This window comes from Ammoniphilus oxalaticus (assembly GCF_003609605.1).
Taxonomy (GTDB): domain Bacteria; phylum Bacillota; class Bacilli; order Aneurinibacillales; family RAOX-1; genus Ammoniphilus; species Ammoniphilus oxalaticus.
The window spans coordinates 29549-44759 of the sequence record NZ_MCHY01000008.1; the positions used below are offsets into that span (position 1 = coordinate 29549).

The window sequence follows — 15211 nt, forward strand, 5'->3', positions numbered from 1 at the left end:
TAGACGTGATGCTCTTGATATATGTTTAAAATTCCGAACTTAAATAGGAGGGGTACAGGTGTCATTGTTTGAAAAATATGAAATGCCTGCCAACGGAGAGAAAATTAAATTAGAAAACGGAAAAGTAGTTGTGCCTGACAATCCAATCATTCCTTTCATCGAAGGAGATGGGACAGGTCCAGATATTTGGAACGCGTCTGTGCGTGTGTTAGACGCAGCTGTAGAGAAAGCGTATGGCGGAAAGAAGAAAATTGCTTGGTTTGAAGTATTTGCTGGCGAAAAAGCATTCGATAAGTATGGCGAGTGGTTGCCTAACGATACAGTGAAAGCGATCGAAGAATATCTTGTTTCAATTAAAGGACCTTTGACTACTCCGGTTGGCGGCGGGATCCGTTCAATCAACGTTGCCTTGCGTCAAGGTTTAGATCTTTACGCGTGTGTTCGACCTGTGCAATATTTTGAAGGTGTGCCATCGCCAGTCAAGCGCCCGCAAGATACAGATATGGTGATTTTCCGTGAAAACACGGAAGATATTTATGCGGGTATTGAGTGGGAAGAGCAGTCTGATGATGCGAAAAAGGTCATCTCTTTCCTTCAGGACGAAATGAAAGTTAAAAACATTCGCTTTCCAGAGTCCTCAGCAATCGGTATTAAGCCTGTTTCGAAAGAAGGAAGCGCTCGTTTAGTTCGCGCCGCGATTCAGTATGCGGTTGAAAATAACCGCAAAAGCGTCACATTGGTTCATAAAGGGAACATTATGAAATTTACAGAGGGCGCATTTAAAGATTGGGGTTATGAAGTAGCTGAAACGGAATTTGCTGATAAGGTCTTTACTTGGGCTGAATACGATCGGATTGAGGAGGCTCAAGGAAGAGATGCGGCAAACAAGGCCCAAGCTGACGCGGAAGCGGCTGGAAAGATTATCGTAAAAGATGTGATTGCCGACGCGTTTTTCCAACAAATTTTATTGCGTCCAGCTGAATATGATGTAGTAGCGACACTAAATCTTAACGGGGATTACTTATCTGACGCTTTAGCTGCGCAAGTAGGCGGGATCGGAATTGCGCCGGGAGCGAATATCAACTATGTGACTGGGCATGCGATCTTCGAAGCGACGCACGGCACAGCGCCAAGATATGCGGGTCAAGACAGAATGAATCCATCCTCTGTTATTTTATCCGGTGAAATGATGTTACGTCATTTGGGATGGAATGAAGCGGCGGATCTAATCATTAACTCTATTGCGAAAACGATCGCCAGCAAACAAGTTACATATGATTTTTCGCGTGAACTAGAAGGGGCTACAGAATTAAAAACTTCTGAATTCGCAAATGTTCTAATTGAAAATATGTAATCCTACTCTGAAATTAGAAGGATGTGGTGCAAAGTGGCGTTCAAGCGACGAAAAATTGCTGTTGTTGGCGCGGGCTTTACTGGGGCAACCACTGCCCTCCTTTTGGCTCAAAAAGAATTAGGGGATGTTGTTTTGTTAGACATTCCGCAAATGGAAGACCCTACAAAAGGGAAAGCGCTGGATATGTTACAAGCAAGTCCAGTGCAAGGCTTTGATTCCGCGATCATCGGTACATCGGATTATGGAGATATTCGAGGCGCAGATATGGTCATCATTACTGCGGGGATTGCCCGTAGACCGGGGATGAGCCGCGATGATTTGATTAATACGAACGCGGGGATTATGAAATCTGTTGCGGAAAATGTGGCAAAAGTTGCTCCGGATAGCTATATCATTGTGCTTAGCAATCCTGTTGATGCCATGACATATGTATGTTTTAAGACGACAGGCTTTCCTAAAAATCGAGTGATCGGTCAATCCGGGGTGCTTGACACCGCCCGTTTTAACACGTTCGTCGCCCAGGAATTGAATGTCTCTGTAGAAGATGTAGCTGGCTTTGTGCTCGGTGGACATGGCGATGACATGGTTCCGCTCGTACGCTATTCTCATGCAGGCGGAATTCCGTTAGAAAAGCTGATATCCGCGGAAAGATTAGAGGCGATTGTCGCTCGCACCCGTACAGGCGGGGGGGAAATCGTAAATTTATTAGGCAATGGCAGCGCATATTACGCTCCAGCAGCCTCCCTTGTTCAGATGGCAGAGGCCATTATAAAAGATAAGAAGAGAATTTTACCTTCGATTGCTTATTTGGAGGGCGAATACGGTTATCAAGACCTCTACTTAGGTGTGCCCACGGTTCTTGGCGGAAACGGAATCGAGAGAGTAATTGAACTGGAATTAACGGCGGAAGAAAAAGCGGCGTTGGATAAATCCGCTGATTCTGTTCGCAAAGTAATGTCAATTCTAAAATAAAAGTCGATCTAATATGTAAGCGCAGGGGCCTGGACCCTGCGCTTATTTTTTAGGGATGTTTAAGCAATGCGCAGATTGAATTGTGTTATTATTAACATGGAAGCTATAAAAGCGGGGGATGTCGCGATGAAATATATTACACAGAATATCATGCTTTTAATCTTAGCTGTCGGTTTGGGAGGGTGTTCCTTGTTCCAGGCCTCTCCTGAAGAAGTGGAAGAGTATGAGGCAGCGTTTATTAAGATGGCCGATGAGGCAGTAATTGAGGCGGAAAACGGCCAAAAAGTTTTAGCTGAAATTCGTTATAAAGTGGACCATGAAGGGTTAAAGAAAACAAAAGTCCTCAACACGTTGTCTGACGGGACAGATATTGCTAAGGCGATTAAAGCGGACGTGATCAGAGCTCGAATTCCAGCGGAGTGGGAACCTGTTCGCGAATTGTGGATGGAATCCTTGGACAAGCGGATCGAAGCATACAATGAACTGTTTCGTTATTATGATTTTATGGATGAAAAATATAAGGATAGCGGAGAAGCTCTGTTAAAGGAATCGTTGGAGATGTTTCAAGAGGCGCAGCAACAAATTGAAGCGTTTAGAAAATAGGGGATCAGATAATGGAGAGAATTTTAGTTGTCGAAGACGAGCTATCTATCTCAACTTTGCTAAAGTTTAATTTAGAAAAAGCGGGTTATGCAGTTATCACTTCCTTAGATGGAAAGGAAGGATTGGAGCTGGCGCGCAGCGAAAGTCCAGATCTCATCCTGCTCGATTTAATGTTGCCGAGTATGGATGGAATGGAAATTTGCAAGACATTAAGAACGGAAAAAAATCATACACCCATTTTAATGTTAACGGCTAGGGATGGAGAGCACGACAAGATCGTTGGTCTTGAACTTGGCGCGGATGATTATTTAACGAAGCCGTTTAGTCCAAGAGAACTTGTAGCCAGAGTGAAAGCTATTTTACGCAGAAGTAAACAAATGCAGGAAGTTGTTTCACCAGAAGAAGAGAAAACGACAAGGATTGGACCGTTCATTATTGATTCGGAGAAATATGAAACTACCTATGCGGGGACAAGAATAGAATTGACGCCGAAGGAATTTGAATTACTTTTATACTTAGCAAAAAATCAAAGCAAAGTATTGACGAGGGACCATCTATTGAATGCTGTTTGGAATTACGATTACCTAGGTGATTCACGAATTGTCGATGTCCATATTTCACACCTCAGAGAAAAATTAGAAGAGGACACCAGGAACCCTAAATATATCAAAACAGTCAGAGGTTTAGGCTACAAGTTTGAGGTTTAAGATGAGGTCATTAAGCTTTCGGTTAAATATTATCATCATCTCATTAATGTCCATTACTCTATTGTTTGTCGGATTGTATGTAGCTGATTTAGTGAAAAAAGTTTATACAGACACGTTGGCGACTCAATTGTTTCGCGAAGCGACTGTGATTGGTGTTTATTTGGAAAACCAACCCTTTAATAGGGGGCAAATTGATCAGCAAGTTGAACGGTTTGCCTCTGATGAACATTCCCGCATTACGCTGATAGATATTGAAGGGAATGTGCTTGCTGATACAGAAGCAGAACCGCAAGAGATGAACAATCACCGTGATCGCGAGGAAATTATTGAAGCGTTAAATAGCGGGGACGGTCAAGCGATTCGATACAGTAATACACTTGATCAAAGAATGGTTTATGTCGCTCATGTTTTAAACAATTCGAGAGGGGACCCAATTGGTGTTGTAAGACTTTCTATGTCGATTCAAAAGATTGATGATTTTATTCACAATCTTTGGTTTAGTTTAACGTTTGGGATTGGTTCAGCGCTCTTATTAACAATTATTGTGAGTTTGTTTGTTTCAAGATACGTGACGAAGCCTCTTGAAAAAATTACGGCTGTTGCCCGAAAGATAACGGAAAAGAAATTTGACACGCGCGTCCATATCCGCTCAAAAGGGGAAATTGGACAACTAGCGGATGCCCTTAATTTTATGGCTTCGAGTTTGGAGTCGCAAATGATTGAAATTAAACAAAATGAAGAAAAACTATTTGGTGTGCTCAATAACATGACGAGCGGTGTGATTTTGATCGGGGAATCGCGACGGGTTTTATTCGTTAATTCCGCGATTGGGCAATTTCTTGGCTATTCCGAACAGTCGCTGATCGGTAAACTTCACACAGAAGCCGGTATGAATCTTGGTTTGAGCAAATTGATCGCGCGTTGTTTCCAAACGGGGGAAAAAATTAGGGATGAAGCGCATATTTATTTTCCAAATGAGCTCATCGTCGATGCCAGTTTGGCGCCTTATACGACGGAACATGGCGAGGTAAAAGGAGTTGTGATCGTTCTCCATGACATTACAGCGATCAGACGATTGGAGAAAATCCGCAGTGATTTTGTTGCCAACGTCTCCCACGAGCTAAAAACGCCGATCACTTCTATTAAGGGTTTCGCGGAAACTTTGTTGGATGGGGCCATTGATGATCCAGATATTTCAAAGCAGTTTTTGGAAATCATCTACAATGAAAGTGATCGTTTCCATCGTTTGATTAATGATATTTTAGACTTATCACAAATAGAACAAAAGAAACTTCCGCTTAGAATCGAACGTGTTGATATTTTTAAACTTATTGAAGATATTGTGCAAAGTTTGCAAGAGAAGATGAATCGTAAAGAGTTGGTTTATGAACGCCCGATTGACGATACACCGATTTACATGGAAGGTGACTGTGATCGGCTGAGACAAATTATTATTAATTTGATCGATAATGCCATCTCCTATACAGCGGAAAAGGGGAGAATTACAGTTGAGGTCGAAGAGTTGTCAGATCAAGTTGTTCTAAAAGTAAGGGATAACGGGATTGGTATCCCGCATGCGGATCGTGACCGTATTTTTGAGCGCTTCTATCGTGTGGACAAAGGTCGATCTCGAAATTCGGGTGGAACTGGATTGGGATTAGCGATTGTAAAACACTTGGTGGAATCGCATCATGGAACGATTCGAATTGAAAGTGAAGAAGGTCAAGGGAGTGTTTTTATTCTCCAATTTCCAAAAGCGCAACCCCATAACTAAACAAACGGGACTGTCTGCTGGACAATCCCGTTTGCTTGCTTGAAGGCTTTATTGATTTCTTACGTTATTAACATCGATAAACGGAGTCGCCCCGCCTGTTACATTTGGCAGTTTACCGTCCCATTTTTCGATTGCTTTGATTTGAGCTTCAATTTCTCGTAATTTGATTAACTCCGATGTGACTTCTTGCTTTTGTAATCGTAAAGCTTCGGCTTGAGCTTGGGCCCGTGTAATTTCTTGCTCTTTTTCAATCTTAATCCGCTCAAGGTCAAGTTTCGATTTCAAAGCTTGTTGTTCCGCGATTTGTTTCTGTTCAATCGCTCGGTTGAAATCTTCCGAAAATTTAAACTCCGTAATGTTTATTTCGTTCAAGTTCATATTATAGACGCTCAGCTTTGCCGCCAGCACTTCTTTGACCTTCGCGCTTACCTCGGAACGTTTGGAAATGAGTTCTTCAGCGGTATATTGGGCTGTAACAGCCTTTAAAGCTTCCCCGATGGCGGGGTCAACAATCCGCGATGGATATTCAAGTCCGACATTTTGATAAAGTGTATTGACGTTATGACTATCCAGGCGATAGTTTACGGCAATCGTCGTCGTGATCGTTTGTAAATCGCGGCTGGCCGAGATTTGATCCGACTCTGTCTTCTGGACGCGGACTTCAATCGGGACAACGGTTTGAATAAAAGGAACGATGAGGTGTAAACCTTCATCAAGGACTTTGGGTTGAACCGCCCCAAGTTGCAAAACAACGCCACGGTGTCCGGCCGGGATGATCGTAAATGATTGAAAGGCAAGTAACGCGACTAGGCCTAATATAACGATACCAATAATTCCTTTAGATAGATTTTTTGGATTTGGGTATTGCACTACTTTTTTATCGTCCATGTTAACCTCCTGTAGTTTTATCTCTCTATTATATACGAAAAACAGATACAAGGAGTTTCATAAAAATGCGAAGATCGCTTTTTGCTAAGCCGAATTAAGCTGTGATAATATGAAGAAATGAAGGTTCACTGAGAGGGGACATATAAATGAACAATAAAAAATTCATTATTTTGGATGGGAATAGTATTGCTTATCGCGCGTTCTATGCTCTGCCTCTATTAAATAATGCAAGCGGTCTGCATACAAATGCAGTTTATGGATTTACGACGATGCTATTGAAAATATTAGAGGAACAAAAGCCAACGCATCTCCTTGTCGCCTTTGACGCTGGGAAAGTTGTGTTTAGACATGAAGATTATCAAGATTATAAAGCTGGCAGAGCAAGAACCCCCGGTGAATTATCAGAGCAGTTTCCTTATATTAGAGAACTTTTGGATCATTTTAAGATAAAGCATATTGAGCAAGAAGGGTACGAAGCGGATGATATTATCGGCACCCTTACGTTACAGGCGGATCAAGAAGCAATTCCGACTGTAATCGTAACAGGTGATAAGGATATGTTGCAGCTCGTTTCAGAGTATGTCCAAGTAGCGTTAATCAGAAGAGGAATTAGCGAGGTAGAGTGGTATACGCCCGCGACGATTAAAGAAGAATATGGTCTTGCTCCTAACCAAATTATCGACTTAAAAGGATTGATGGGTGATACATCGGATAACATACCCGGCGTGCCAGGCGTGGGCGAGAAAACCGCGTTAAAGCTACTGCATCAATTTGATTCGATGGAACGTGTTTTGGACAGTATCGACGAGGTGTCGGGTAAACGGTTAAAAGAAAATCTTGAAAAATACCGCGACGATGCGGTAATGAGTAAAGAGTTAGCGACGATTCATCGGTCGGTTCCGATTGAACTTCCAATCGATTCGCTGCTTTATACTGGCTATGAATCTGAGGAAGTTGGCAAGATTTTTGAAAAATTTGAGTTTAACTCATTAATGGAACGGGTCGGTCAAGAAGCAACGGTTGAAGATAAGAGTTTAGCCGAGGTCGATTTCACAATCGTAACGGAAGAGAACTGGGATGACTTCGAAACAATGCTTTGCGATGACTGTTGTTTATATGTTGAGTTAGATGGAACGAATGTTCATCGCGCCGAGCTAATCGGATTTGGCTTAGAACATGATGAAAAAGTTGTCTACATTCCCTATCAAACGGCAAAACAATGGACAGGCTTTCAAGAGTGGTTACAAGCGGATAACGGGAAGGTCGTCCACGATTTGAAGCAGGCAAAGGTCGCGCTAGCTTGGCATGACCTGCGGATTGAAGGTGTGGCTCTTGATATTATGTTGGCTTCTTATTTAATTAACCCTTCCGAGTCAAAATTCGATCTGCAAGAAGTCGTAAAACGGGCCAGTGGACAAACCATTTTGTCTGATGAGGAGGTTTACGGTAAAAAGGCGGTTAAAAATAAGCTGGACGCCGAACAAGTAGGGGCCCATGTTGCGAAGAAAGTAACATTGATTCGAAAATCTCAACAGGCGCTAAGCGAGCAATTGCAAGAAGCGGATATGTCCGCTTTGTTCCATGACCTTGAGATGCCGCTTGCTAGTGTGCTGGCTGAAATGGAATATACGGGAATTAACGTTGATTTACAACAACTTAAGGGGATGGGTCAACAGTTAGAGGGCCAGTTGTCCGATTTAACGAATGAGATCCATCAACAGGCTGGTCAACAATTTAATATTAACTCACCTAAACAACTAGGAGAAATCTTGTTTGATAAATTAGGATTGCCAGTCATCAAAAAGACGAAGACCGGTTATTCCACGAATGCGGACGTGCTTGATAAACTACAAGGTCAACACGAGATCATTCCGCAGATTTTACATTATAGGCAATTAGGTAAACTGTATTCAACCTATATAGAGGGGTTAATCAAAGAGATCCATCCCCAAACAGGACGACTCCATACATCATATAATCAAGCAACGACGGCAACGGGACGGTTAAGCAGCGTCGAGCCAAATTTACAAAACATCCCGATTCGTTTGGAAGAAGGGAGAAGAATCCGTCAATCATTCGTTCCTTCAGAGGATAGTTGGGTTATTTTATCCGCGGATTATTCACAAATTGAACTTAGAGTGCTTGCTCATATTGCGGGAGATGAAAATCTAGTGGAGGCCTTCTTACAAGGGGCGGACATCCATACGAAAACGGCGATGAATGTGTTCGGGGTCTTAGCCGATGACGTAACCTCGGATATGAGAAGACAGGCTAAGGCAGTTAACTTTGGGATTATTTATGGCATTAGCGACTATGGATTATCGCAAAACTTAAATATTACGCGTAAAGAAGCCGCAAGTTTTATCGAACGGTACTTCGACGTGTTTCAAGGTGTGCAGGAATACATGAAAGACATTGTGGAAAAAGCCAAACAAGATGGGTACGTAACGACATTGTTGAATCGAAGAAGATACTTGCCTGAGATTACGCATCGGAATTTTAATATTCGTAGTTTTGCCGAGCGTACCGCGATGAATACGCCGATCCAAGGTTCAGCCGCGGATATTATCAAGTTAGCGATGGTTAATATGAGTCGAGCGTTAACAGAAAAGAAGCTGCGCAGTCGCATGCTATTGCAGGTGCATGACGAACTCGTCTTTGAAGTTCCAAAGGAAGAGTTAGAGCAGATGAAACAACTCGTTGCGGAAACGATGGAACAAGCCATAACATTGCGCGTGCCGTTGAAGGTGGAAGTGAGTTGGGGAGATACTTGGTACGATACAAAATAAGGGGGATGCGCAGTGCCGGAGTTGCCTGAGGTAGAAACTGTAAAAAGAACGTTACAAACCCTCGTTTGCGGCAAAAAGATTGAGCGTGTAACTGTTTCACTGCCACGGATCGCTCGCTCTCCTTCTGATTTGATGCAATTTTGTTCTCTTTTAGAAGGAGAAACGATTCAAGATGTGGAAAGAAGAGGTAAGTTTTTAAAGGTGATCATGGATGAAATCGTGTTAGTATCCCATTTACGTATGGAGGGACGTTACGGTGTATACCAGGCGAATGAACCGCTTGAAAAACATACGCACGTTATTTTTCATTTTACCGATGGGACGGAACTAAGGTATAGGGATGTAAGGCAGTTTGGCACGATGGACGTTCTATTAAAAGGGGAAGTTGATCACTTTCCGTCCCTTGCCAAGTTAGGTCCCGAGCCGTTAGCCGATGAATTTACGCTATCTCAATTTAGAACGCTCATGAAAGGAAGGAGCGGAAAAATTAAACCTTTATTGTTAAACCAAGAATTTATTGTTGGTTTAGGTAATATCTATGTGGATGAGGCTTTGTATGCAGCGCGGATTCATCCAGAGACAGCGGCGGATCAACTTTCCGCCAATAAACTGGCCGAGCTCTATCAGGCGATTCGAGACACGTTGCAAGCAGCAGTTGAGCAAGGCGGCAGCTCAATCAAGTCTTATGTAAACGGTCAAGGGGAAATGGGTATGTTTCAACAGCAATTGCAAGCCTATGGAAGAAACGGGGAGCCTTGTTCGCGCTGTGGAAATACGCTCGAAAGAACCGTTGTGGCGGGTCGGGGCACCCACTTTTGTCCGCGATGTCAAAAACAAATGAAATAGAAATAGCATAACTAGGCACAGCCTATTTTCTTCCTCCATATCATAGTGGTAGAAGCTGTTGGTTAGGAGGGAGTTACTTGCTACATCTTGTTTCATTGTTGGCTATTGCTTTCGCGGTAAGTTTGGATGGATTTGGCGTAGGAATTAGCTATGGCTTGAGAAGGATTAAGATTCCGTTATCATCAATCTTAATCATCACATTTTGTACGGCGGTTGTGATTGTTGGCTCCATGAACTTAGGTCAATTGTTAGCTGAATATATAGATTTAGAAGCGGCGAATCTAATCGGGGCTTGGGTGTTGATCGGGGTCGGGTGTTGGTCGATTTTCAATTTGTATCAAAATAAAGAAACACAGCCTGGCCGCAGCGAAGCAGAGGCGGTTGAGGTGGAACAGAGTCCCAAACAAGTCCTCAAGCTAGAAATTAAGATACTTGGGCTTGTCGTTCATATTTTAAAGAAACCAACGATTGCGGACATGGATAAGTCGGGAGAAATAACGGCTGGAGAAGCAACTTTATTAGGATTTGCCTTATCGATGGATGCGTTTGGCGCGGGATTTGGCGCCGCGTTGATGGGTTTTTCCCCATGGTCAACCGGATTGGTTGTTTCCGCTTTATGCACCTTGTTTATTCTGTTGGGTTTAAGAATTGGGTTTATGTATTCGAATATCGCATGGGTTAAGCGTCTTTCCTTTATCCCCGGGGTGATCTTAATCTTGTTCGGAATATCTAGAATTTGGTAAGCCAAATACGATAGAGGGAGAATGCGCGGATGATTGTTGGATTAACGGGTAGCATTGCCTGTGGAAAAACAACGGTAGCAAATATGTTTAAAGAGATGGGTTGCCCGATTGTCGATGCGGACCTCGTTGCCAGAGAAGTGGTTATGCCGGGTGAACGGGGACTGCAACTTGTCTCGGAAAGATTTGGAGCTGACGTACTAGCAGAGGATGGAACATTGAATCGCAAGGCGTTAGGAAAAATTATTTTTGACGAACCTGCGGCGCGCGCAGATTTGAATGCTATTCTTCACCCGTTAATTCGGCAGAGAATGCAAGAAAAAAAGGAAGAGGCGCTTCAATCAGACTCCCCATTTGTGATTATGGATATCCCTTTGTTATATGAAAACGAGCATGAGACGACGGTTGATTACGTCGTTGTCGTATATATCCCTGAGCATGTTCAACTGGACAGATTGATGCAAAGGGATGGCTTTAGCGCGCAAGAGGCCAAAAAACGGATCGCTTCCCAGATGGATATTGAGGAGAAAAGGAAGCGAGCTGATTATGTGATTGACAATGATGGTTCACTGGAAAACACACGACGGCAGGTCGAAAAAATATTTAATCAATTGAGTAGGATCAAAGGAAACGATGGAAATAAAGACAAATCGTAAAATCACTTTATTGTGCTTGCTTCTTGCCTTGTTCTTTTTGTTGAACAGTCAATTATTTTGGAAGGCGATTTATCCCGTTTATTTTAAAAATGAGGTAGCGGAGGCGTCGTCGCAATACAATGTTGATCCCTATTTAGTTTTTTCAATCATTCAAATCGAAAGCAACTTTAAACATATGCGCACGTCGAATAAAGGCGCAAAAGGTTTGATGCAGATTATGCCAGAAACGGCGGAATGGGTGATTGAGCAAGCTCAACTTCCCTCGGAACTTTTGACTAAAATCGATGATCCGGAGGTAAATATTGCCATTGGATCTTGGTATATCTCCTTTTTAGAAAGAAAATTTCATCAAAATCATTTTGCGGTGATCGCCGCTTATAACGCTGGACCAGGCAATGTTGAACGATGGTTGAAAGAAGATCAATGGGACGGCACTTATCGAAATATGGCGGATATTCCATTTGGGGAGACGAGACATTATTTGCAACGCGTGCTTTACTTTTATGGGAAATTCCGCGATATTTATGAGTAAAGGTGAATCAGAAAAGCAGGGAATGGAAGTTTATGGGTAACGCGCATTTTTAAAAATATATTTTATTAAGAAACAATTGCAATATGTGTCATACTTATTATAATTAAAGAGAGTAATAGTATGTGATAAATGCGAGAGGGGAACAAACTTATGACAAAAATAGGGATTAACGGATTTGGACGGATTGGAAGAATGGTTTTTAGAAAAGCCATAGAGGATCCAAATGTAGAAGTTGTAGCAATCAACGCTAGTTACCCTGCGGAAACCCTTGCTCATCTTATAAAGTATGATAGCATCCACGGAACTATTTCCGATCATGTTGAAGTGAAAGATAATCAAATTATTATAAATGGTAAGCCGACCCAATTATTGAGCGACCGTAACCCGGAGAATCTGCCGTGGGCCGAACTTGGGGTTGAAATCGTCGTTGAAGCGACAGGAAAGTTTACGAGCCGTGAGGGAGCGGGTAAGCATATCGCCGCGGGAGCAAAAAAAGTGGTGATTACCGCGCCTGGAAAAGATGAGGATGTTACCATTGTGATGGGTGTAAATGAAGCGGATTACGATCATCAAAATCACCATATTGTTTCCAACGCGTCTTGCACAACAAATTGCTTGGCTCCAGTTGCCAAGGTGCTGGACGAAGCGTTTGGGATTGAATATGGGATGATGACAACGGTTCACGCTTATACGAATGACCAGAAAAATCTAGATAACCCGCATAAAGATTTGAGGCGAGCAAGAGCTTGCGCGCAATCGATTATTCCGACCTCGACAGGCGCCGCTAAAGCGGTGGCGCAAGTATTGCCGCAATTGCAAGGAAAGTTGAACGGACTGGCTTTGCGTGTGCCAACCCCGAATGTATCAATTGTTGACCTTGTGATCAATACGAACAAGTCGGTTACCGTTGATGAGGTAAATCGGGTTCTCAAAGAAGCGGCTGACGTGTCAATGAGCAAATACATTGAATTTACTGAAGCGCCGCTTGTGTCCATTGATTTTAATGGCAATGAACATTCCTCGATCGTTGACGGGTTATCCACGATGGTGATGGGGGATAAGCAAGTAAAAGTGATGGTTTGGTATGATAATGAATGGGGCTATTCTTGCCGTGTGCTTGATCTTGTAAAGCATGTATCAGAAGCGGCCCATATTAAAAGAAATCAAGGAATTACAGCTTAGAACCGCTTAATGCGGTTCTTTTTTTTGAACAATAAGCGCGTTCTAGTTTTTGTTTACAGCGACATGTCCATGAGAAATTTGCTACAATAGAGAAAAGCTTAGGCTTATGGGAATGAATGCTTTTAGGAGTTGGTAAATATGCGTTGCCCTCTTTGTCAATATAATGGAACGCGGGTGCTAGACTCGCGCCCCGTTAATGATGCTAGGTCGGTACGCCGCAGAAGAGAATGTGAAGATTGCGGAAATCGATTTACTACATTTGAAATGGTAGAGGAGACACCTCTGTTAGTCGTCAAAAAAGACGGAACTCGGGAGGAATTTAACAGGGAAAAGGTTTTGCATGGACTTGTTAGGGCCTGTGAGAAAAGACCTGTTCCAATCGAGACGTTGGAAAATATCGTGGATAAAATTGGTCAAGAACTAAGGAGCTTAGGGCGCGGTGAAGTGAATAGTCAGGACGTTGGAGAATTGGTTATGCGCGCTTTATATGATGTTGATGAAGTTTCTTATGTCCGTTTTGCTTCAGTTTATCGCCAGTTCAAAGATATTAATGTTTTTATCGAGGAACTCGAAGAATTGTTGAGTAGCAATAAAAATAAGACCACTCTTTAAGACGAAATCAATCTCTTTATATACGAGGTACAGGACAAAAAGCGTGTGTTTGCCTTTTAATAATGGATTTAATGGTAAGGGAGTTTAAGATCAATGGGATTTACTTGGAAAGAAATTGTTCCTAATGATCATTACTGCTTGCGGGCGGCGGAAAAAATGAATTCATCAGAACTCATCTACATTACGCAACTTTATCAACCGTTGATTGGTCCGCTGTCGACAAGCTTATACGTTACTTTTTATCACGAATGTCGTTTAGAAATATCGGAATCATCGATGGGGAATCATCGTGGCTTAATGAGTATGATGGGAACTTCGCTTCATAAAATTATTGATGCTCGCGAGAAGCTTGAGGCTGTGGGGCTACTAAAAACGATCAAAGTAGAAGGTGTAGAAGCCGGCAATCACTACTATGAATATGAGCTGCTTTCCCCCATGCCGCCATCTCAGTTTTTTGATGATGATATGTTGAATATTATGTTACTTAATCGAGTCGGGAAACAAAAATATCGCCAACTGCGTGAAAGGTTGTTAGGTAAGAGCAAAGCCGCCTTACCTGATGGAGAGCGAACAGACTTAACGAAAAGTTTTGATCAAATTTTCCGCGCGATTATCCCTTCTGAATTACTCATTACGCCTGGATCGGAAACGGATCAATTTTTAGCTGAGGTGGAGGGGCAATTCCCGACGGATCCAGCCCCTCTTCCTGTTGTGGATGGGGACAAGCGCTTGCGTTTAACTGAGACAAATCCGGATTTTTCCTTTTTAGAGGCGGCTCTTCCAAAGACATGGATTAAGGATCGGAAACTTTCTTTAGAAATTAGGCAAGTGATTCAGAAATTGGCTTTCTTATATAATTTGAATGATCTACAGCTTTCCTACTTTCTTCAGGATCCGTATATTTGCGGGGATGATAATGAAATTCATCCCGGACGTTTGAAAAAAGTCGTCTATGATTGGTATCAACGAGAACACCAGGGAAACCCAATGATATCGGAACCTACTCCGCCGCCTAAAGAAAAGTCACAACCCATTGCTGAGGCTTCATTAACAAAAGAGGACGCGCATAAGCAAGCGCTGGCAACGGTATCGCCGCTGACCTTAATTGAACAGTATCAGGCGGGAAGTAAAGTTTCCCCCGCAGATGTTAAAATTGTGGAGGAACTGACGCAATCTTATAGGCTACCCTCTGGCGTCATCAATGTTCTGCTTGAGTATGTCATGATGACAAATAATAAGCAGTTGCCAAGGGCTTTAATATTTAAAATCGCATCACATTGGAAACGATTAAAGATTGAAGACGTTGAACAGGCGTTGGGGCAAGCGAAGCAATTGTACCAAGAAACAAATCAACCAAAGGCAAATAAAGCAAATCCAGCCCGACAACAAAGATCGAACCCAAGAAGACCAGCGACGACAAAGACAGATGTTCCAGAATGGGTCGCGCGACAAGGTTCGACACCCGCCAATAATGAGGAACTAACGGAAGAGCAAAAAAGACAGGCGGAAGAACTGTTGCGGGCGCTTGGAGAATTAAAGTCATAGAAAGGGGGATA

The 15211-nt window shown here is 42.7% G+C and carries 14 protein-coding genes; 13 read left to right on the forward strand and 1 reads right to left on the reverse strand.

The genetic code is table 11. From position 1 onward, the window contains the following. Positions 1 to 82: 82 nt before the first annotated feature. The 5 genes from icd (at position 83) to pnpS (ending at position 5410) form a co-directional block, all read left to right on the forward strand. Positions 83 to 1354: an NADP-dependent isocitrate dehydrogenase gene (icd, locus tag BEP19_RS06340; protein ID WP_120189948.1), complete on the forward strand. Its 1272-nt coding sequence runs from the start codon at positions 83 to 85 to the stop codon at positions 1352 to 1354. Positions 1355 to 1387: 33 nt separating this feature from the next. Further along, positions 1388 to 2326, forward strand: coding sequence for a malate dehydrogenase (gene mdh, locus BEP19_RS06345; RefSeq protein ID WP_120189014.1), 939 nt, complete (start codon positions 1388 to 1390; stop codon positions 2324 to 2326). 66 nt (positions 2327 to 2392) lie between these two features. Then, positions 2393 to 2929 carry a hypothetical protein gene (locus tag BEP19_RS06350; RefSeq protein WP_120189015.1) on the forward strand — a complete coding sequence of 179 codons (537 nt, stop codon included), beginning with the start codon at positions 2393 to 2395 and terminating at the stop codon, positions 2927 to 2929. Between the two features lie 11 nt (positions 2930 to 2940). Continuing rightward, positions 2941 to 3636, forward strand: a complete 696-nt coding sequence (locus tag BEP19_RS06355) for a response regulator transcription factor (protein ID WP_120189016.1) — start codon at positions 2941 to 2943, stop codon at positions 3634 to 3636. Between the two features lies 1 nt (position 3637). Continuing rightward, positions 3638 to 5410: a two-component system histidine kinase PnpS gene (gene pnpS / locus BEP19_RS06360; protein WP_120189017.1), complete on the forward strand. Its 1773-nt coding sequence runs from the start codon at positions 3638 to 3640 to the stop codon at positions 5408 to 5410. A 48-nt stretch (positions 5411 to 5458) separates the two neighbouring features. Here the strand turns inward: pnpS and BEP19_RS06365 are convergent, their stop codons facing one another. Further along, on the reverse strand, positions 5459 to 6298 hold the full coding sequence (locus tag BEP19_RS06365) for a prohibitin family protein (RefSeq protein ID WP_120189018.1): 840 nt from the start codon (positions 6296 to 6298) through the stop codon (positions 5459 to 5461). Between the two features lie 146 nt (positions 6299 to 6444). Between BEP19_RS06365 and polA the strand changes: the two genes are divergently transcribed. From polA to BEP19_RS06405, 8 genes are all read left to right on the forward strand, one after another. Beyond that, positions 6445 to 9087, forward strand: a complete 2643-nt coding sequence (gene polA, locus BEP19_RS06370; RefSeq protein WP_120189019.1) for a DNA polymerase I — start codon at positions 6445 to 6447, stop codon at positions 9085 to 9087. A 12-nt stretch (positions 9088 to 9099) separates the two neighbouring features. Continuing rightward, positions 9100 to 9933: a DNA-formamidopyrimidine glycosylase gene (gene mutM / locus BEP19_RS06375; protein ID WP_120189020.1), complete on the forward strand. Its 834-nt coding sequence runs from the start codon at positions 9100 to 9102 to the stop codon at positions 9931 to 9933. 77 nt (positions 9934 to 10010) lie between these two features. Continuing rightward, positions 10011 to 10676, forward strand: coding sequence for a sporulation membrane protein YtaF (gene ytaF / locus BEP19_RS06380; protein ID WP_120189021.1), 666 nt, complete (start codon positions 10011 to 10013; stop codon positions 10674 to 10676). A 29-nt stretch (positions 10677 to 10705) separates the two neighbouring features. Beyond that, entirely contained in the window at positions 10706 to 11329 is a 624-nt protein-coding gene (gene coaE / locus BEP19_RS06385; RefSeq protein ID WP_120189022.1) for a dephospho-CoA kinase, read from the forward strand. Beyond that, positions 11307 to 11861: a lytic transglycosylase domain-containing protein gene (locus BEP19_RS06390; RefSeq protein ID WP_120189023.1), complete on the forward strand. Its 555-nt coding sequence runs from the start codon at positions 11307 to 11309 to the stop codon at positions 11859 to 11861. Before coaE ends, BEP19_RS06390 begins: the two co-directional genes overlap by 23 nt. A 150-nt stretch (positions 11862 to 12011) precedes the next feature. Next, complete coding sequence (locus BEP19_RS06395) at positions 12012 to 13043, forward strand: glyceraldehyde-3-phosphate dehydrogenase (RefSeq protein ID WP_245983405.1); 1032 nt, start codon at positions 12012 to 12014, stop codon at positions 13041 to 13043. A gap of 138 nt (positions 13044 to 13181) precedes the next feature. Continuing rightward, on the forward strand, positions 13182 to 13655 hold the full coding sequence (nrdR, locus tag BEP19_RS06400) for a transcriptional regulator NrdR (RefSeq protein WP_120189025.1): 474 nt from the start codon (positions 13182 to 13184) through the stop codon (positions 13653 to 13655). Positions 13656 to 13748: 93 nt separating this feature from the next. Further along, positions 13749 to 15200: a replication initiation and membrane attachment family protein gene (locus BEP19_RS06405; protein WP_120189026.1), complete on the forward strand. Its 1452-nt coding sequence runs from the start codon at positions 13749 to 13751 to the stop codon at positions 15198 to 15200. Positions 15201 to 15211: the final 11 nt, after the last annotated feature.

Bases quoted from the DNA above. Each gene is read 5' to 3' on its own strand.
- icd (WP_120189948.1), top strand. From the start codon at position 83: ATGCCTGCCAACGGAGAGAAAATTAAATTAGAAAACGGAAAAGTAGTT.
- BEP19_RS06350 (WP_120189015.1), top strand. From the start codon at position 2,393: ATGCGCAGATTGAATTGTGTTATTATTAACATGGAAGCTATAAAAGCG.
- BEP19_RS06355 (WP_120189016.1), top strand. From the start codon at position 2,941: ATGGAGAGAATTTTAGTTGTCGAAGACGAGCTATCTATCTCAACTTTG.
- pnpS (WP_120189017.1), top strand. From the start codon at position 3,638: ATGAGGTCATTAAGCTTTCGGTTAAATATTATCATCATCTCATTAATG.
- BEP19_RS06365 (WP_120189018.1), bottom strand. From the start codon at position 6,298: ATGGACGATAAAAAAGTAGTGCAATACCCAAATCCAAAAAATCTATCT.
- polA (WP_120189019.1), top strand. From the start codon at position 6,445: ATGAACAATAAAAAATTCATTATTTTGGATGGGAATAGTATTGCTTAT.
- coaE (WP_120189022.1), top strand. From the start codon at position 10,706: ATGATTGTTGGATTAACGGGTAGCATTGCCTGTGGAAAAACAACGGTA.
- BEP19_RS06390 (WP_120189023.1), top strand. From the start codon at position 11,307: ATGGAAATAAAGACAAATCGTAAAATCACTTTATTGTGCTTGCTTCTT.
- BEP19_RS06395 (WP_245983405.1), top strand. From the start codon at position 12,012: ATGACAAAAATAGGGATTAACGGATTTGGACGGATTGGAAGAATGGTT.
- nrdR (WP_120189025.1), top strand. From the start codon at position 13,182: ATGCGTTGCCCTCTTTGTCAATATAATGGAACGCGGGTGCTAGACTCG.
- BEP19_RS06405 (WP_120189026.1), top strand. From the start codon at position 13,749: ATGGGATTTACTTGGAAAGAAATTGTTCCTAATGATCATTACTGCTTG.